The 17290-nt window shown below is 47.5% G+C and carries 16 protein-coding genes; 5 read left to right on the top strand and 11 right to left on the bottom strand.

Annotation, left to right across the window (positions count from 1 at the left end):
- Positions 1 to 51 precede the first annotated feature (51 nt).
- Positions 52 to 852, top strand: a complete 801-nt coding sequence (locus V7S65_RS26025; protein WP_079473554.1) for an undecaprenyl-diphosphate phosphatase — start codon at positions 52 to 54, stop codon at positions 850 to 852.
- A gap of 71 nt (positions 853 to 923) precedes the next feature.
- On the opposite strand, the gene V7S65_RS26020 is transcribed toward V7S65_RS26025, so the two are convergent.
- On the bottom strand, positions 924 to 2141 hold the full coding sequence (locus tag V7S65_RS26020; protein WP_079473555.1) for an alanine dehydrogenase: 1218 nt from the start codon (positions 2139 to 2141) through the stop codon (positions 924 to 926).
- Positions 2142 to 2183: 42 nt separating this feature from the next.
- On the bottom strand, positions 2184 to 2621 hold the full coding sequence (tsaE, locus tag V7S65_RS26015; RefSeq protein WP_079473645.1) for a tRNA (adenosine(37)-N6)-threonylcarbamoyltransferase complex ATPase subunit type 1 TsaE: 438 nt from the start codon (positions 2619 to 2621) through the stop codon (positions 2184 to 2186).
- Between the two features lie 204 nt (positions 2622 to 2825).
- Here tsaE and V7S65_RS26010 point away from each other — a divergent pair, with 204 nt between their 5' ends.
- Complete coding sequence (locus V7S65_RS26010) at positions 2826 to 4928, top strand: heavy metal translocating P-type ATPase (protein WP_336389037.1); 2103 nt, start codon at positions 2826 to 2828, stop codon at positions 4926 to 4928.
- A 213-nt stretch (positions 4929 to 5141) separates the two neighbouring features.
- Positions 5142 to 7049, top strand: coding sequence for a RecQ family ATP-dependent DNA helicase (locus V7S65_RS26005; RefSeq protein WP_079473557.1), 1908 nt, complete (start codon positions 5142 to 5144; stop codon positions 7047 to 7049).
- 49 nt (positions 7050 to 7098) lie between these two features.
- Here the strand turns inward: V7S65_RS26005 and V7S65_RS26000 are convergent, their stop codons facing one another.
- Together V7S65_RS26000 and V7S65_RS25995 are read right to left on the bottom strand one after the other, a co-directional pair.
- On the bottom strand, positions 7099 to 8145 hold the full coding sequence (locus tag V7S65_RS26000) for a Gfo/Idh/MocA family oxidoreductase (protein ID WP_336389038.1): 1047 nt from the start codon (positions 8143 to 8145) through the stop codon (positions 7099 to 7101).
- 50 nt (positions 8146 to 8195) lie between these two features.
- Positions 8196 to 9749 (bottom strand): helicase HerA-like domain-containing protein, encoded by a 1554-nt coding sequence (locus tag V7S65_RS25995; RefSeq protein ID WP_079473559.1) that lies wholly within the window; start codon positions 9747 to 9749, stop codon positions 8196 to 8198.
- A gap of 167 nt (positions 9750 to 9916) precedes the next feature.
- On the opposite strand from V7S65_RS25995, the gene V7S65_RS25990 reads away from it, so the two are divergent.
- Complete coding sequence (locus V7S65_RS25990) at positions 9917 to 10399, top strand: DUF2975 domain-containing protein (protein ID WP_079473560.1); 483 nt, start codon at positions 9917 to 9919, stop codon at positions 10397 to 10399.
- A gap of 21 nt (positions 10400 to 10420) precedes the next feature.
- The gene (locus tag V7S65_RS25985; protein WP_079473561.1) at positions 10421 to 10624 is read left to right on the top strand and encodes a helix-turn-helix domain-containing protein; all 204 of its coding nucleotides are present in this window, start codon (positions 10421 to 10423) and stop codon (positions 10622 to 10624) included.
- A gap of 83 nt (positions 10625 to 10707) precedes the next feature.
- Here the strand turns inward: V7S65_RS25985 and V7S65_RS25980 are convergent, their stop codons facing one another.
- Genes V7S65_RS25980 through lpxD form a run of 7 tightly spaced genes read right to left on the bottom strand, consistent with a single transcriptional unit; the run spans position 10708 to position 17268 of the window.
- On the bottom strand, positions 10708 to 11088 hold the full coding sequence (locus V7S65_RS25980; RefSeq protein WP_235016102.1) for a co-chaperone GroES: 381 nt from the start codon (positions 11086 to 11088) through the stop codon (positions 10708 to 10710).
- Positions 11089 to 11145: 57 nt separating this feature from the next.
- On the bottom strand, positions 11146 to 11985 hold the full coding sequence (locus tag V7S65_RS25975; RefSeq protein ID WP_336389039.1) for an MBL fold metallo-hydrolase: 840 nt from the start codon (positions 11983 to 11985) through the stop codon (positions 11146 to 11148).
- 41 nt (positions 11986 to 12026) lie between these two features.
- On the bottom strand, positions 12027 to 13310 hold the full coding sequence (locus V7S65_RS25970) for an MFS transporter (protein ID WP_336389040.1): 1284 nt from the start codon (positions 13308 to 13310) through the stop codon (positions 12027 to 12029).
- Positions 13311 to 13355: 45 nt separating this feature from the next.
- Positions 13356 to 13973, bottom strand: a complete 618-nt coding sequence (locus V7S65_RS25965) for an ABC transporter ATP-binding protein (protein ID WP_079473564.1) — start codon at positions 13971 to 13973, stop codon at positions 13356 to 13358.
- Positions 13957 to 14757 (bottom strand): acyl-ACP--UDP-N-acetylglucosamine O-acyltransferase, encoded by an 801-nt coding sequence (gene lpxA, locus V7S65_RS25960; RefSeq protein WP_079473565.1) that lies wholly within the window; start codon positions 14755 to 14757, stop codon positions 13957 to 13959. The genes V7S65_RS25965 and lpxA overlap by 17 nt, the downstream gene beginning before the upstream one ends.
- A 5-nt stretch (positions 14758 to 14762) precedes the next feature.
- Positions 14763 to 16178: a bifunctional UDP-3-O-[3-hydroxymyristoyl] N-acetylglucosamine deacetylase/3-hydroxyacyl-ACP dehydratase gene (locus V7S65_RS25955; protein WP_079473566.1), complete on the bottom strand. Its 1416-nt coding sequence runs from the start codon at positions 16176 to 16178 to the stop codon at positions 14763 to 14765.
- 40 nt (positions 16179 to 16218) lie between these two features.
- Positions 16219 to 17268, bottom strand: a complete 1050-nt coding sequence (lpxD, locus tag V7S65_RS25950; protein WP_079473567.1) for a UDP-3-O-(3-hydroxymyristoyl)glucosamine N-acyltransferase — start codon at positions 17266 to 17268, stop codon at positions 16219 to 16221.
- Between the last annotated feature and the right edge of the window lie 22 nt (positions 17269 to 17290).

Genomic DNA, 17290 nt, shown 5'->3' with positions numbered 1-17290 from the left:
AGCGATGATCCCTCATCGCTTTTTTTTTAACTTTTAACCATATTAAATTCGATGAATGTTTTTCAGGCTATCATTATTGCCATCGTAGAAGGACTAACGGAATTCCTGCCCGTTTCCTCCACCGGGCATATGATCATTGTGAGCGCGCTGTTGGGTATTGGTAAAGATGAATTTACCAAGTTATTCGAAGTAGTGATCCAGCTGGGAGCGATCCTGGCCGTAGTGGTATTTTATTGGAGAAAATTCCTGGTATTTGATAAAAACCGGCTTAACTTTTACCTGAAACTGGCTGTAGCCGTGGTTCCGGCGCTGATCCTCGGTTTCCTTTTCAGCAAAAAGATCGACGCTATGCTGGAAAGTCCGCTAACCGTAGGTATCACGCTGCTGGTAGGTGGTATCGTCCTTTTGTTTGTAGACAACTGGTTTAAAGAACCCACCATTCTCACAGAAGAAAAAATAGACATTTTTACTGCTTTACGTATAGGCTTTTACCAGTGCCTCGCGCTTATTCCGGGTACCAGCCGCAGTGCTGCTTCCATTATTGGTGGTATGCAGCAAAAGCTGTCCCGTAGTGTGTCGGCCGAATTCTCCTTTTTCCTGGCAGTACCAACAATGGCAGCTGCCACCGGCTACAAACTGCTGAAAGGGAAGGAGCTGCTGACCGCGCATCCCGAAAACCTGAAACTGCTGCTGATTGGTAATATCGTGGCCTTCGTGGTAGCTTTGGGCGCTATTAAATTCTTTATCGGCGCAGTGAAGAAGTATGGATTTAAAATGTGGGGATACTATCGTATTGTGGTAGGTATTATCATCATAGCAGCTATATTAATGGGCTACCAGCTCGAGGTGTAGCTTCAGCATAAAAAAAGAAAGCGCCCTTCCGGACCGGAAGGGCGCTTTCTTTTTTTATGTTTTACCAGGAGTTATCCTTTCACCGCCAGTAATAATTCCAGGTCGGTATATTTCAGCTTGAATTTCTCGCTCAGGTGGTAGTTGGTTAATGCACCTTTATAAAGATAGATACCATTACGTACGCCCCGTTTAATCCAAACCAGGTTTTCAAATCCGCCATCGTCGGCTGCTTCCACGAGTAAAGGCATCAGCACATTACTGATGGCTTCAGAGGCGGTACGGGCAAATCCGGATGGAATATTGGGTACGCAATAATGTACTACATCGTACTTTTTAAACACCGGGTTTTCGTGTGTAGTGATCTCCGAGGTTTCAAAACAGCCACCCCGGTCGATGCTCACATCTACAATAACGGAGCCGGCTTTCATGTTGCTCACCATTGATTCGCTGACAACAATCGGTGTCCGCCCGCTTTGCGACGATAATGCGCCTACGGCTACATCGGCATTGCGGAGCTGCTCTGCCAGCACTTTGGGCTGGATAACGGAGGTGAATACACGTACCCCGATATTGTTTTGCAGTCTTTTCAGCTTGTAAATGTTATTATCAAATACTTTTACGGAAGATCCCAATGCAAGTGCAGTACGGGCTGCAAACTCACCCACGATACCAGCGCCTATGATCACTACTTTCGTTGGCGGAATGCCGGTAATTCCTCCCAGGAGGATTCCTTTCCCTTTGTTATCGTTGCTCAGGTATTGTCCGGCAATCAGCATACAGGCGCCTCCCGCAATTTCGCTCATGGCTCTTACAATAGGGTAGGTGCCCGCATCATCTTTCAGGTTTTCAAAAGACAACAGCGTGATACGCTTATCCATCATTTTTTCTACCTGTGGCGCCTTCAGGGCAGCCAGGTGGATGGGAGAAATAACGATCTGGTGCGGGTGCAGCAGCTCTATTTCCTCATCGTTCAGCGGTGCGGACTTTACAATGATCTCTGCTTTAAAGACCTCCTTTTTGTCGTACACAATTTCCGCCCCGGCCTCTGAATAGTCGGTGTCATAATAATGCGACCCGTCGCCGGCTTTATGTTCTACTACTATGTGATGTCCGTGTGCCGCTAGAATGCTGACTGCATCGGGCGTAAGGGCAATCCGGTTTTCCTGGAAAGATGTTTCTTTCGGGATACCTATAAACAAACGGGAATTTTTCTGCGGAATATCCAACGTTTCTTCCAGCGGTGAATAGGTAAACCCAGCACTTACTACAGGTTTTTGCCTCTGCTCCATATGCGTGTTCAGTTTTTTTAAATCGAAGTATTCAAAGATACATCATTTGAGAGATGAAGCAGTTTCGCGCAGGACCCTTTTTTGATCCGGCTGTACCTCCAGCTGGAGGTGAATGGTACCCGGCGGCAGCATATGCGCTACTATTTCCGGCCACTCCACAAAACAAATGGCGTCCTGGTAAAGGGTGTCTTCCACGCCGGCGCTGATGGCGTCGTCTTCATCCCGGAGCCGGTACAGGTCCAGGTGGAAAATGCGGCGGGGCGCCCCCTGCGCGTCGGTGTAGGCATATTCGTTAATGATCGAAAACGTGGGACTGGCAGTAGCGTCCTGCACTCCTCTGGCGGCGCATAAAGCCTTTACCAGGGTGGTTTTTCCTGCCCCCATCGGGCCTTCAAGGGTAAAAACCTGTTTACCGGCGAAATGATCCCAGAACTGCCGGGCAGTTTCCGGCAGTTGATCCAGCGTAAATGTCCATTGCATCCCCAAAAATAAGGAGAAAGCGGAAAGCAAAAGCGATTGCTGCCAGATTTTGCAAAAGTTGCAGCAATGCGTCAAAAATCGGGTAAAGCCCTTGTCCGGCCTGTTTCGGGGTACCTTTATGACACTTCTGCCGCTTCGTTGCATTAATATTTTACCTGTCTATTTCATCCGCTGCTAACTTTGTATAAGGAGGAAAGATGTCAGATGACAGCTATTAATTGCAAGGTGGAAGGAATGCATTGCACCAGTTGTGCGCTCGGTGTTTCCAAATACCTGGAGAAAAAAGGAATGCAGGACGTTAACGTCAGCTTTGCCACAGAAGAAGTGAGTTTCACCGCACCGGAAGGCGCCAACTCAACGGAAATACTCAACGGTATTACCCAGATGGGATATCGCGTGGTAATGCCGGAAGATAAACCCGCAGAGAAGAAAATATATACCACCCTTACATTCAAATTTATTTTTTGTCTCATATTTACGCTGCCCCTGCTGTTGCATATGTGGGTTAGCTGGGCCTGGTTACATCATCCCTGGGTGCAGTTCTGGCTTACCTTGCCGGTATACCTTGTGGGAATGTGGCATTTCGGCCGCAGCGCGGTACGCTCCATCATCAACCGCATGGCCAATATGGACGTGCTGGTATCGCTGGGCGCCACCGCAGCCTTTGTATACAGCTTTGTAGGAACCGTAGTATACGGCAACCCGGATTATATGTTCTACGAAACCACGGCAGCCATTATCACCCTGGTATTCCTGGGAAATATGCTGGAGGAAAGGTCCGTGAAACAAACTACTTCCGCTATCGCAGAACTAGCCCATTTACAAATCACCACTGCCAGGCTCATTAACACCGACCACGGTCACGAACATATTCACGAAGTGGATAACCGCACCCTGCGCACGGGCGACTGTGTACTGGTAAATACCGGCGATAAAATACCAATGGACGGTACCATCTACTGGGGCAGCGGCCATGCCAACGAATCTATGATCACCGGCGAAAGCGCCCCTGTCAGCAAAAAAGAAAAGGACAAAGTAATCGGTGGTACCATACTGGAAGATGGCAGCATCAAAGTATATATTACGGCTACGGGTAAAGACACCGTGCTGTCTTACATCATAGAACTGGTAAAACAGGCGCAGTCCGATAAGCCACCCATGCAGAAACTGGCCGACCGTATCAGCGCCATATTTGTGCCGCTGGTACTCGGCATAGCCCTGGTTACCTTCCTCGGATGGTATTTCATCGGCCATACTACATTGGCCACCGCCATGATGCGCAGTGTAGCCGTATTGGTTATTTCCTGCCCCTGTGCAATGGGACTGGCCACACCAGCTGCCGTGATGGTAGGACTTGGCCGCGCCGCGCGCAACGGGATCCTTATCAAAGGAGGCCATACCCTGGAAATGTTTAAGAATATCCGGCAGGTAGTTTTTGATAAGACAGGCACCCTCACTACCGGGAAGTTACAACTGGGCGAATACCGCTTTTTTGATATGCCGGAAGAAGATTTTAAACAGGTAGTTTACAGTCTTGAAAAATATTCTTCCCATCCTATTGCCCGCTCTATTGCCTCGCTCTGGAAATCTGCCGGAGAAGTGCCGCTGCAGCAGGTACGCGAACATAAAGGTCTTGGTATGCGTGCCAGCGATAAAGCAGGCAACCAGTGGCAATTAGGCTCTTTCCGTATGGCAGATGGTATAACGGAAGATGACAGCCATAACCTGTATCTCCTGAAGAACGGGCTGCTGGCAGGCTGGATCGATTTTACAGATGAAATACGGCCCGAAGCCGCCCAGGTGATTATACAACTGCAGCAATCCGGTATCAAATCCATTTTACTGAGTGGCGACACCACCCGCAAGTGCCGGGAACTGGCCGCCAAACTGGGTATTACTGAAGTATATGCAGAACAATCGCCCGAACAAAAACTACAGAAGATAGACGCCCTCATGAAAACCGCACCTACCGCTATGGTGGGCGATGGTATCAATGATGCGCCTGCACTGGCTAAAGCTACCATTGGTATCTCCCTCAGCGACGCCACCCAGGTGGCCATGCAAAGCGCCAACGTTGTATTGCTCAATAACAACCTCGGCTCGCTGCCACTGGCGCTGGGACTGGGAAAACACACCTATCTCACCATCAAACAAAATCTTTTCTGGGCATTTATTTATAACGTAGTGGCGATACCGGTAGCCGCCCTCGGGTTCCTGAACCCTATTGTGGGCGCCGGTGTGATGGGCCTCTCCGATGTGGTGCTGGCTGTGAACTCCATCCGGTTGCGGTATAAAAATGTGATCTAAGCGTATTTTGTCTTACTCAGGGTTACGCTGATTTTATTGATTTAGGGATTTGACTTTTGGGATTTTAAATGATTTTGGGAGATATAGGCGAATATACCCGCTTATATCTCCCAAAATCATTTAAGAAAATATAATCAGTTAAATCAGCGTAATCCTGAGTAAGACAACATCCGCTCTAATCGCGTATCTTCGCATTAACCATTAAATTTTTATTTGAGTACGCCCGTAGCCATATTACAGCAATACTGGGGATACGAACAGTTTCGCCCGTTACAGGAAGATATCGTGAATGCTGTACTGGAAGGACAGGATACACTGGCCCTGCTGCCCACAGGTGGTGGTAAGTCCATTTGTTTCCAGGTGCCGGCCATGATGAAGCCAGGGCTATGCCTGGTGATTACCCCGCTCATTGCATTGATGAAAGACCAGGTGGCCAATCTCAAAAAAAGAGGGATCACCGCTTATGCTATCTATTCCGGTATGCCTTACCAGGAAGTGGAAAGAGTCCTGGAAGCCGCCCGCCGCGGTGGATGCAAGTTTTTATATGTATCTCCCGAAAGATTACAAAGCAAACTTTTTCAAACCTATTGTGATGGCCTCCCGGTAAACCTGCTGGCTATTGATGAAGCGCATTGTATTTCCCAGTGGGGATACGATTTCCGCCCGGCATACCTGCAGATCGCAGATATCCGCAGCTTCTTCCCGGAAGCGCCGGTACTGGCGCTCACGGCTTCGGCCACGCCACGGGTGCAAACAGATATCTGTGAAAAGCTGCTGATGAAGGACGCCAGAGTTTTTACCAAAAGCTTTGCCCGCTCCAACCTCTCTTACAGTGTGCTGGAAGAATCCACTAAAATTGATAAGGTAAAACATATACTGGACCGCGTACCCGGCTGCGGCATCGTTTATTGCCGTAACCGTAAACGCACCAAAGAAATTGCTTCCCTGCTGGAATTACAGGGTATCCCTGCCAGTTATTACCATGCCGGTTTGCCACAGGCAGAAAGGGCCGCCCGGCAGGAAGCCTGGATCAATAATGAAACACGCATCATGGTTTGTACCAATGCCTTTGGCATGGGGATCGATAAACCGGATGTACGCATAGTGGTGCACTACGATATGCCCGACGGCCTGGAAGCTTACTACCAGGAGGCGGGCCGCGCCGGCAGGGACGAACAAAAAGCATATGCCGTGTTGCTCTATAATGAAGAGGAACTAACGGATATGCACGAACGAATTGCGTTGCAGTTTCCCACACTGGAGCAGATCCGTGAAGTATACCAGGGCATCGTTAACTATCTCCAGGTGCCGGTGGGCAGCGCAGAAGGCATGTATTTCGATTTTGATATCAACGATTTTGCCCGCACCTTTCACCTGAACCTCACCATTGCTTATAGCGCTGTGCGCCTGCTGGAACAGGAAGGCGTGCTGCAGCTCAGCGAAAGCGTATTCCTCCCTTCCCGGGCAGAATTTGTTACCAATAAAGAATCCCTGTACGAGTTTGAAAACGCGTACCCGGCATTGGAAGAAATTATCAAAACATTATTGCGTACCTACGAAGGCATCTTCGATAATGCGGTACCAATTTATGAACGGCAGATAGGCCGCATCATGCTGATGGAAGATGACGACATTGCTGCACAGCTGCACCAGCTGCATCAATACGGCATCCTGCACTATCAGCCACGCCGCGACGAACCCCAGCTATGCTTCCTGCAGGAGCGGGTGTCCGCGCAAAACCTGCGCATCAATATGGCCAGGGTGGAAGTGCGTAAAAAGGTTTATGCCGACAGGCTCGCCGCCATGTTTGCGTATGTGCGTAACCGTGATATGTGCCGTACACAGCAACTGGTGGCCTATTTCGGGGAGAAGGATTCCACACCATGCGGCGTGTGCGATATCTGTTTAAAAAAGAAATCACAGCCAATGGATGCGGCGGGGTTTAAGCGTATATCCGATCACGTTATTACCATGCTGAAAGAAGAACCGCTGCTGTTCAATATGCTGCAAAACAAACTGCCCGATGTAAAAAGAAGTGACCTGATGGAAGTGCTGCAGTTCCTGAATGAAGAGGGCATTGTAGTGCGAGATGAGGCCGGGCGGCTTTCCTGCACGCGGTAGAGCGAAGGTTGTCTTTCCCAGGATTACCCTGAGAAAGACAACATCTATGTTAAAGATCAATCACTTTGCCTTCTTTACTGCTTTCAAAAGCAGCTTCAATCACTTTGATCACTTTAATGGCATCCTGCGCCGGTACCGGGTTAGCGGCTTTATTCACCAATGCTTCATAAATGCCCTGGTAGTAGTCCATGTAATTACCGTTAGTACCCGGAACATATTTCTTTACTACTTTACCATCAATCTCCGTGTGCAGTAAACCCCATTCATGTGGCTGTTCTGCGCCCCAGTCGGGGCTGTTGGGGAAAAGCCCTCTTTGCAGTTGAGCTTCCTGTATATCGGATTTGGTTTTGATGAAGGAGCCAATGCGGCCATGCAGCTGGTAAGCAGGCAGGGCTTCACGCACCAGGTAGTTGCATTTTACACGCGCCCGCAGGTTATCATAGTACAGCACCAGTTCAAAATAATCATCTACAACAGAATCGCGGCGGATTACACGGATGTCGGCCCATACACGTTTTGGCATGCCAAACAGGGTAATGGCCTGGTCAATCAGGTGGGAACCCAGGTCGTATAAGGCGCCGGTACCGGGGCCTCCCAGTTCTTTATGTTTTTTATAACTCAGCTCTTCCTTGAAACGGTCGTAATGTATTTCTGCTTCCAGTACATCACCCAGCTGGCCGGATTGAAGCACTTCTTTTACTACTTTATAGTCGCTGTCGTAACGGCGGTTGTGGTAAACGCTGAGCAGTAAACCTTTCTCAGCCGCTAAGGCTGCAAGTGTTTCACCTTCTTTTGCATGTACAGTGAAAGGCTTTTCCACAATAACATTCTTTCCTGCTTCCAGTGCGGCTTTTACAAAATCGAAGTGTGTGTAGTTGGGGGTGTTTACTACGATCAGTTCCAGGCCTTTGTCTGCCAGCATATCCTCCACGCTCGTGTATACTTTAACGTTAGGGTAGCGTTGCTGCGCCAGGTTTTTACTTCTTTCCACTACCGCTGTAAATTCAAATCCCGGGTTTACGTGCAGGAACGGGGCATGAAATATCTGTCCAGACATGCCGTACGAGCATACGCCCGTTTTAATAATTCTACTCATACTTTTGATATATTGATGTAAACTGATAGCGTATGGCTATCGTTGCATAATTAAAACCAGCTTTTACTTTTACTGCTTTTTCCACCCAGGCCCAGCGCGCCCAGTAAGCTGCGGGTGATGATGTTGGCGGCGGTACGGCCTACCTGGCGGGCTACAGAGCTATCCATCACCTGCTCAAGAACGCCCTTTTCCTGTTTTTGTTTTCCGGAAGATTTAGGCGCTGCTTCCGTAGCTGCGGTTTTATCAGCTGCTTCCTGCAGCTTGGCGGTGAGGATTTCATAGGCGCTTTCGCTGTCAATTTCCTCCCCGTATTTCTTTACCAGCTTGGAATTATTTACGAGTCCGTCAATTTCCGCCGGTGTTAATACATCCATACGCGACCGTGGCGATACCAGCATGGTAGCGGCAAGCGGGGTAGGAACACCTTTTTCATTTAAGCAGGTAACGAGCGCTTCGCCAATACCTATTTGGGTAAGCAACTCATCTGTTTTATAGAAATCTGATAACGGGTAATTCTCCGCAGTTTGCTTGATTGTTTTACGGTCGTTGGCGGTAAAGGCACGCAGGGCATGCTGTACTTTAAGACCCAGCTGTCCCAGCACAGAAGGAGGTACATCCATCGGGTTTTGAGTACAGAAGAAAATGCCTACACCTTTTGAACGGATCAGTTTTATGATGGTGTCTATCTGTTTCAGTAAAGCGTCGCTGGCCTCATTAAAAATAAGATGCGCCTCATCAATGAACATCACCAGCTTTGGTTTATCCAGGTCGCCTTCTTCCGGAAGTGTGGCGTATAATTCTGCCAGCAGGCTGAGCATGAAGGTGGAAAACAGTTTCGGCCGATCCTGTATATCGTTTACACGCAGTATGGATATGATACCACGGCCATCGTCGCTGATCCGCATCAGGTCATCTACTTCAAAAGATTTCTCTCCAAAAAACAGTTCAGCGCCCTGTTGTTCCAGTTCAATTACTTTACGCAGTATTGTGCCGGTAGAGGTGGTGGAGATCTTTCCATAATCTTTTTCCAGCTCTGCTTTGCCTTCATCACCGGCAAATTGCAATACTTTTTTAAAGTCTTTCAGATCCAGTAACGGCAGTTTGTTATCGTCGCAATACTTGAAGAGCATAGCTACGAGGCCGGCCTGTGTATCGTTCAGCTCCAGGATCTTCGACAGGAGGATGGGGCCAAATTCGCTGACGGTAGCCCGCAGGCGTACGCCCTTTTCCTGGCTGAGGGATAACAGTTCCGATGGATAGGCTGCGGGGCTCCAGCTGCCACCTATTTTCTGATAACGTTCCGCAATCTTTGGATTGTCGCTGCCCGCAGCAGCAATGCCGCTGAGATCCCCTTTAATGTCCATTAATAATACCGGTACGCTGGCATCGCTGAGTCCTTCGGCGATCACCTGCAGGGTTTTGGTTTTACCGGTACCCGTGGCGCCGGCGATCAAACCATGCCGGTTAAGCGTTTTAAGCGGTAGAAGAACATCCGCCCCGGTTACTACTTCACCGTTCAGCATGGCACAACCCAGCTTGAAATGCTCGCCTTTAAAAGTATAGCCGCTTTTGATATATTCCAGAAATGCATCCTGATTGGCCATGACGTAATTTTTTTTATGAAGATAATAAAAAGCAACAAGCGGTTGAGCTTCAAATTATTACCGGCGCTTACGTACCGTTTATCGATCATTAATTATTGATAAACGATAAATTTATTTTGCTTTTCGATAAAATCAAAATACCTTTGGTGTATTAAACAGGGCGTAACATGAAAATCAGTAAGTATCTTCTTCCGTTGAAAATCGTGCTGCTCATTTCTGTATTGATCAGTGTTTACATCACGATCTTTAATGGTGTTGCTTTTTTTCAATCGCGTTTCAGCCCTGATACGCCGGGTTTAAAAGCGGCTGTTCTTCAAAATACCATACTGGGTTTACTGTACCTGGTAATGACCTGGTATCTTTTCCGGCTATTGATTGGCGCGGGGAGTGAAGATATTATCTCCCGGAAAAATCTCAGTGCAGTAAAAGGAATCCTGTTTGTTTTATCGGGATTGCTGCTCACTAAAATTGTTTTTGCCTGGATAGCGGGCGATAGCATAAAGGTGTATAACAACCGGCTTTATTTCCGGCTGCTGAGCGTACTGGGCGCCACCTGGGAACTGCTGATGGCCTTTATGGTGATCCTGGCGCTGGCCATCGTTTTTGAAAGGGCGGTAAGCCTGAAGGAAGAACAGGCGTTGACCATTTAATGATCTAAATAACAATATGCAATGGGGATAATCGTCAATCTGGACGTGATGCTGGCAAAAAGGAAGATGTCGCTGACGGAGCTGAGTGTGCAGGTGGGTATTACGATGGCAAATCTCAGTATACTAAAAAGTGGCAAAGCAAAAGCCATCCGGTTTTCCACACTGGAAGAGATCTGCAGGGTACTGGAATGCCAGCCGGGCGATATACTGGAATACAAGGAATAGATTGCTTTTTCATACATGATAGACAAAAAAAAATCTGCTATTCGTTAGCAGATTTTTTTATTTATAAGATAACAGAAGATGATCTACAGATCTTCTTCTCTTTCCAGCATCAGGATAGCGGCCTGTGGTACGATATAATACGTTTCTTCTTCGTACACTACTTCAGTAGAACCACTGAGCAGGAAAATAGCCAGGTCGCCTTCTTTCACCTGTAACGGAATATATTTTACTTTCTCTTCTTCCGGCTTCCAGGCATCGTCACTGTCGACCGGTACAGGGATAGCATACCCCGGACCTGTTTTAATAACATAGCCACGTTGAACCTTTTCCTTTTCCTGAACCCCGGGAGGCAGGTATAATCCACTGCTGGTGCGCTCGTGGGGAGTAGCTGGCTTTATCAGCACGCGGTCGCCCACAACGATCAGTTTTTTCAATTTATTATCTGTTGTTATGTGTATAGCCATGCACTGTATCTATCAAATATAATGCAGCAGCAATAATAGTGACAGACTGACAGTAATTTAAATACTGCTGAGTGAAAAAGTTTCACCCGCCCGGATGCCTTTTTCAGTTTGTTGCAGTACACAACATTCATTTACCGGGTCGTGCTCGAAATAAAGAATATATTCTTTATCTACTGCTTCCTGTAAAAAGCTTTTCTTTTCCTGCAATGTTTTCAGCGGAAACATATCATACGCCATTACATAGGGCAGGGGAATATGACCGGTGGATGGCAACAGGTCGGCCATGTAAATAATGGTTTTACCCTTATAGCTGATCTGTGGCAGCATCATGGCATCGGTGTGCCCGTTGGCAAACCGGATGGAAATATTATCCGTAAGGTTTACGCCTTCCAGGTGATTAATAAATTTCAGCTGACCGCTTTCCTGGATAGGCAGGATATTTTCTTTCAGGAAAGATGCCTTCTCCCGGTCGTTGGGTTGTGTAGCCCATTTCCAGTGATCTTCATTGCTCCAGTAGGTAGCATTTTTGAAGGCCGGCGCCAGCTGGTCGCCCTGGCGGATAATGCTGCCGCCACAGTGATCAAAGTGCAGGTGGGTGAGGAACATATCGGTGATATCGTTCCGGTGGAAGCCATGTGCCGCCAGTGATTTATCCAGGGTGGCATCTCCATGCAGGTAATAATGACTAAAGAATTTCGCATCCTGTTTATCGCCAATGCCATTGTCTACCAGGATAAGGCGGTTGCCGTCTTCAATCAGCAGGCAACGCATGGCCCAGCTGCATAAATTGTTTTCATCTGCAGGATTCAGTTTATTCCAGATGGTTTTGGGCACTACGCCAAACATAGCGCCGCCGTCCAGTTTAAAGAATCCTGTTTCAATGGTGTATAATTTCATTATCCTTGAATTTTATCGGGTAGTTCTGCTTTGAAAGATACCTAATTCTCTACAGCCAGCTGCTTTTGTTTGCGCAGGGCAGAAATGATCCATATCAGCCCGATCACAAAAAACACCACCAGCGCCAGCACGGAATTCCGCATGTCTTCGGTAAGGTCATCTATATAGGCAAACGAAAACATACCAATTACTATGGACAGTTTTTCGGTAACATCATAATAACTGAAGAAGGAGGTGGTATCTTCTGTTTCGGGCATCAGCTTGGCATAGGTAGAACGGCTGAGGGATTGGATACCACCCATTACCAGTCCCACCGCAGTGGCCAGTAAATAAAAATGCATAGCTGTCTGCATTTTGTATCCGGCAATACAGATGCCTATCCAGAATATTACAACGGCAATCAATACACGTAGATTACCAAACCGGGTAGAAAGCCGGGCCATGCTCCAGGCACCGGCAATAGCCACAATCTGGATAATTACTACGGTAACGATCAGCATTTCATCAGGGAGCTTTAATACTTTACCACCAAAAATAGTAGCCGCCATCATCACGGTTTGTACACCCATGCTGTAAAAGAAAAATCCACGCAGGAATCTTTTCAGTACAGGCAGTTGTTTTACCTGGGCATATACTTTCCGCAATTCTGTAAATCCTTCTGTGAATGCGCTGCCGGTATGTTTGGTTGCGGTAGCGATGCTTTTTGGCAGGCGGGCAAACGTGATCTGTGCAAAGCCAAACCACCAGATACCTACCAGCAGGAAGGTAAGCTGTACCGGCTGACTTTTACCCATGCCCATTTTGGGTCCCAGCACCACCAGGCCAAAGCCCAGCAGTTGTAAAATCACGCTGCCTACATAACCCAGGCTGTAACCCCGGGCACTGATCCGGTCCCTGTCTTCCGGCGCTGCAATTTCAGGCAGGTAGGAGTTGTAAAATACCAGTCCGCCGCAATACCCGATAGTTGAAAGGATAAAGCAGGCTACGCCCAGCAGGAGATGGTCCCCGTCGAAGAAGTAAAGCGCGCAGCAGGAGAGCGAACCCACTATGGTAAAGAAGCGCAGGAAATTCTTTTTATTACCCCTGGTATCCGCAATAGACGACAGGATAGGAGAGGCAAAGGCTACCAGCAGGTAAGCAGCTGCCATGGAATAATTGTACAATGCGGAGTTTACAAAGTTCATCCCGAGAAAGGAAACGTGTTCACCTGTAACCGCTAAAAAATAGATAGGGAAAAAAGTAGTGGTGATAACGAGGTTGTACACGGAATTGGCCCAATCGTACATTGCCCAGCCATTAATCACTTTCTTACTGGCAGTCTTCATATAGCTTTTAGCTTTTCACGAAGATAATATTCCCGTTGATTTTATCTATTTATAATCCATGATATGGATATGCTCGCGGCACATGAAGTATTCCTGTTCATCGTTGGAGCTTACAATAATAAGGCGGTTGCCGCCATAGTCATTGATGAGTTGCTGGTACACGGCGATACCAGCTGCATCGAGGTTGGTGCAGGGTTCGTCCAGCAGGAGAACAGGAACATCAGAGAGTATGGCGAGGGCCAGCTTGATACGCTGTTTCATCCCGGAAGAAAAGTTGCGGAGTTGTTTGTTGGCGGCTTTTTCCAGTCCTACCAGTTGCATGGCAATGGCGGGTGTAATCCCCGGCAGGAAGCTTTTGAACTGTTGATGGAACTGGATGATTTCTGTGAGGGTAAACTCTTCGATGAGTTCAAGATAAGGAGCAGCGATGGCACAATACTGGAAAAACGCATCGGGAGCGATGGGCTTTTCCGGCGTGCTATAGGTAACGGCGCCTTCATTGTGTTGAATGGCGCCGCTGATTACCTGTAATAAAGTGGATTTCCCTGAACCATTGGGACCCAGTATGGCATAACGTTGGCCTTCACTAAAGGTGAGGGTTACCCGACGGAAGATCCAGTCGTAGTTAAAACGCTTACCTGTCTGGTTAAGAGATATCGTCATTGGTTCTGGAAGTATAGCCTCTCATGATACCACGTCCTGATTCACGGATGAACGACAGGATTTCATCTCTTTCATCGGTAGCAGGAAATTCTGCTTCGATGATGTTCACGGCTTTTGATAATTTATAACCTTTTACAAAGATGACACGGTAAATGTCCAGGATAGAGTTGATCTTTTCCAGGGAAAAGCCTCTTCTCTTCAGTCCTACGGAATTTACGCCCACATAGGAAAGTGGTTCGCGTGCTGCTTTTACGAAAGGAGGCACATCTTTACGCACCATGGAACCACCGGTTACAAATGCGTGATCGCCTACTTTACAGAACTGTTGAATGGCTACCATTCCAGCCAGTACTACGTGGTCGCCCACGGTAATATGACCGGCAAGGGTAGTATTATTTGAAAATACGCAGTAGTTGCCTACTTCGCAATCGTGTGCAATGTGGCTGTATGCCATGATCAGGCAGTTATTCCCGATTTTGGTTTTCCATTTGTCTTTGGTACCGCGGTTGATCGTCACATATTCACGGATAGTAGTGTTGTCGCCGATTTCAACGGTAGTTTCTTCGCCCGCAAATTTCAAATCCTGGGGGATGGCAGAAATAACAGCGCCCGGAAAAATACGGCAGTTTTTGCCGATGCGGGCTCCTTCCATAATAGTTACGTTGGAACCTATCCAGGTACCATCACCGATTTCTACGTTTTTATGTATAACGGTGAATGGATCAATTTTTACATTAGGCGCAACTTTGGCGTCCGGATGTATGTATGTAAGCGGGTGGATCATTGCTATTATTTGCCTTCTCTTGTTTTTATAATTTGTGCTATCATGTCGGCTTCAGTAGCTACTTTGTTGCCGATGAATACTGTCCCCCGCATTTCCACAAGCCCTCTTCTGATAGGACTCAGCAACTCCATTTTCAGGATCATGGTGTCGCCCGGAACTACTTTCTGTTTGAATTTACAATTATCTATCTTCAGGAAATAGGTATCATAGTTTTCAGGATCAGGTACACGGTTCAATGCAAGGATACCGCCTACCTGTGCCAGCGCTTCCAGTTGCAGAACGCCCGGCATTACAGGGTTTGAAGGGAAATGGCCCTGGAAGAAATGTTCGTTGAAGGTAACGTTCTTGATACCTACTACTTTCTCTTCTCCCAGTTCAATGATCTTATCTACCAGCAGCATCGGGTAACGATGCGGCAATGTTCTTTCAATACGCGGCGTATCAAATACAGGTGGCTGATTGGGATCGTAAACAGGTACGTCTTTATTATGTTTGTTCTTCTTGATATATGCTTTGATCGCGCGGGCAAACTCCACGTTCGATGCGTGTCCGGGACGGTTGGCAATGATATGCGCATTGATCGGGTAACCGATCAGGGCCAGATCACCTACCACATCCAGCAGTTTGTGACGTGCCGGTTCGTTCGGGAAACGTAATTCTATATTGTTCAGGATACCTTCTTTCTGTACAGAAATGGTTTCCCGGTTAAATACCTTGGCTAAACGGGTCAGCTCATCTTCCGTTACCGGCTTGTCTACCACCACAATAGCGTTGTTGATATCGCCACCTTTGATCAGGTTAAGCGACAGCTGGTATTCCAGTTCATGCAGGAAGCAGAAGGTACGGCAGGGCGCAATTTCTGTTTTGAACTCTTCGATACCCTTCATTTTGGCGTGCTGGGTACCCAATACCGGTGAGTTGAAGTCGATAAGACAGGTAATGCGGTAATCCAGTGCCGGCATCGCCACCATTTCTACCTTTTTCTTCTCATCATAATAACTGATGTTGGTATCAATAGTATAGTATACTTTTTTGGCATCCTGGTTCTGCAGGCCGGTTTTTTCAATTGCTTCAATAAAAGCGTAGGCGCTTCCGTCCATGATAGGAATTTCTCCACCATCCAGTTCCACCAGCACGTTGTCCACACCGGTTCCTGCCAAAGCAGCCATAATGTGTTCTACGGTACTCACTCTGGCGCCGTTGTGCTCGAGTGTAGTGCTGCGGGTTGTTTCTACTACATAATCCACATCTGCTTTCACGATGGGTTGTCCCGGCAGGTCTACACGTTGAAATTTAATCCCATGACCCGGCGTTGCCGGTTTAAGGGTCATATTAACATAGGCGCCTGTATGCAAACCAATACCCGACAAGGTGATCTCACCTTTAAGGGTATGCTGGTATTGCAACTGTTGATTTTCCATAATAAGCTAACTAATATGTAACTATTTAACCAGTAATCATTTATACACCCGCTCGTTCTTGCAGCAGTTGTTTAACCATCTCTTCCAGCTCTTTTACGCGCTTTTCAAGGTCCGGCAAATTTCTAAAAATTGCCTGACTTTTCAGCGAACTTTTATAATCGTACGCCGGAGAGCCTGTGAGAGAGGTATTGGGCACTGTAATAGACTTGGATAAGCCGCTCTGTGCATTGATTTTGGTGTTGTCGGCGATGTGGATATGACCTACCATCCCAACCTGGCCGCCAATCACGCAGTTCTGGCCGATTTTGGTACTGCCGGAAACGCCGGTTTGTGCCGCAATCACCGTGTTAATGCCGATGTCTACGTTATGTGCCACCTGGATCAGGTTATCTAGTTTCACACCTTTACGGATCACCGTACTACCCATAGTAGCCCGGTCGATAGTAGTATTGGCGCCAATTTCCACGTCGTCATGGATTACTACGTTGCCAATCTGGGGTACCTTTTTATAGGAGCCGTCCGGCTGAGGGGCAAAGCCAAAGCCATCGCCACCGATCACACAACCGGCATGCAGCATTACGCGGCTGCCTACAATACAGTTATCGTATACTTTTACGCCCGGGTACAGGATGGAATCGTTATTAACGATCACATTATCACCCAGGTATACGCCGGGATATATTTTTACGTTGTTGCCCAGCACCACGTTCTCACCCAGGTACGCAAAAGCACCCACAAACACGTTTTCCCCCATCTTTACAGATGCAGGAATGTAAGAAGGTTGCTGAATACCAGACTTATTGCCGGTCAGGTACCTGTATTGCTCCAATAACAACGCAAAGCTGCTATAGGCATCCTTTACCCGGATCAGGGTCGATTTGATCGGACGCTCAATCACCAGGCTCTCATTCACAATCAGAATGGAGGCATTGGTGGTATATATGAATTCTTCATATTTAGGATTGGCTATGAAACTGAGCATGCCCTCGCCAGCTTCCTCAATCTTGGCGATGTTGCTCACCTTTACGTCCGGATTTCCCTCCAGCTTACCATCTAACATGGTAGCTAATTGTAATGCGCTAAACTGCATAGTTTAAAATTGTAATGTTTTC

This window comes from Chitinophaga sp. CCNWYY40 (genome assembly GCF_037483205.1).
Lineage (GTDB): Bacteria > Bacteroidota > Bacteroidia > Chitinophagales > Chitinophagaceae > Chitinophaga > Chitinophaga ginsengisegetis.
This window is presented reverse-complemented; position numbering and strand designations above follow the sequence as displayed.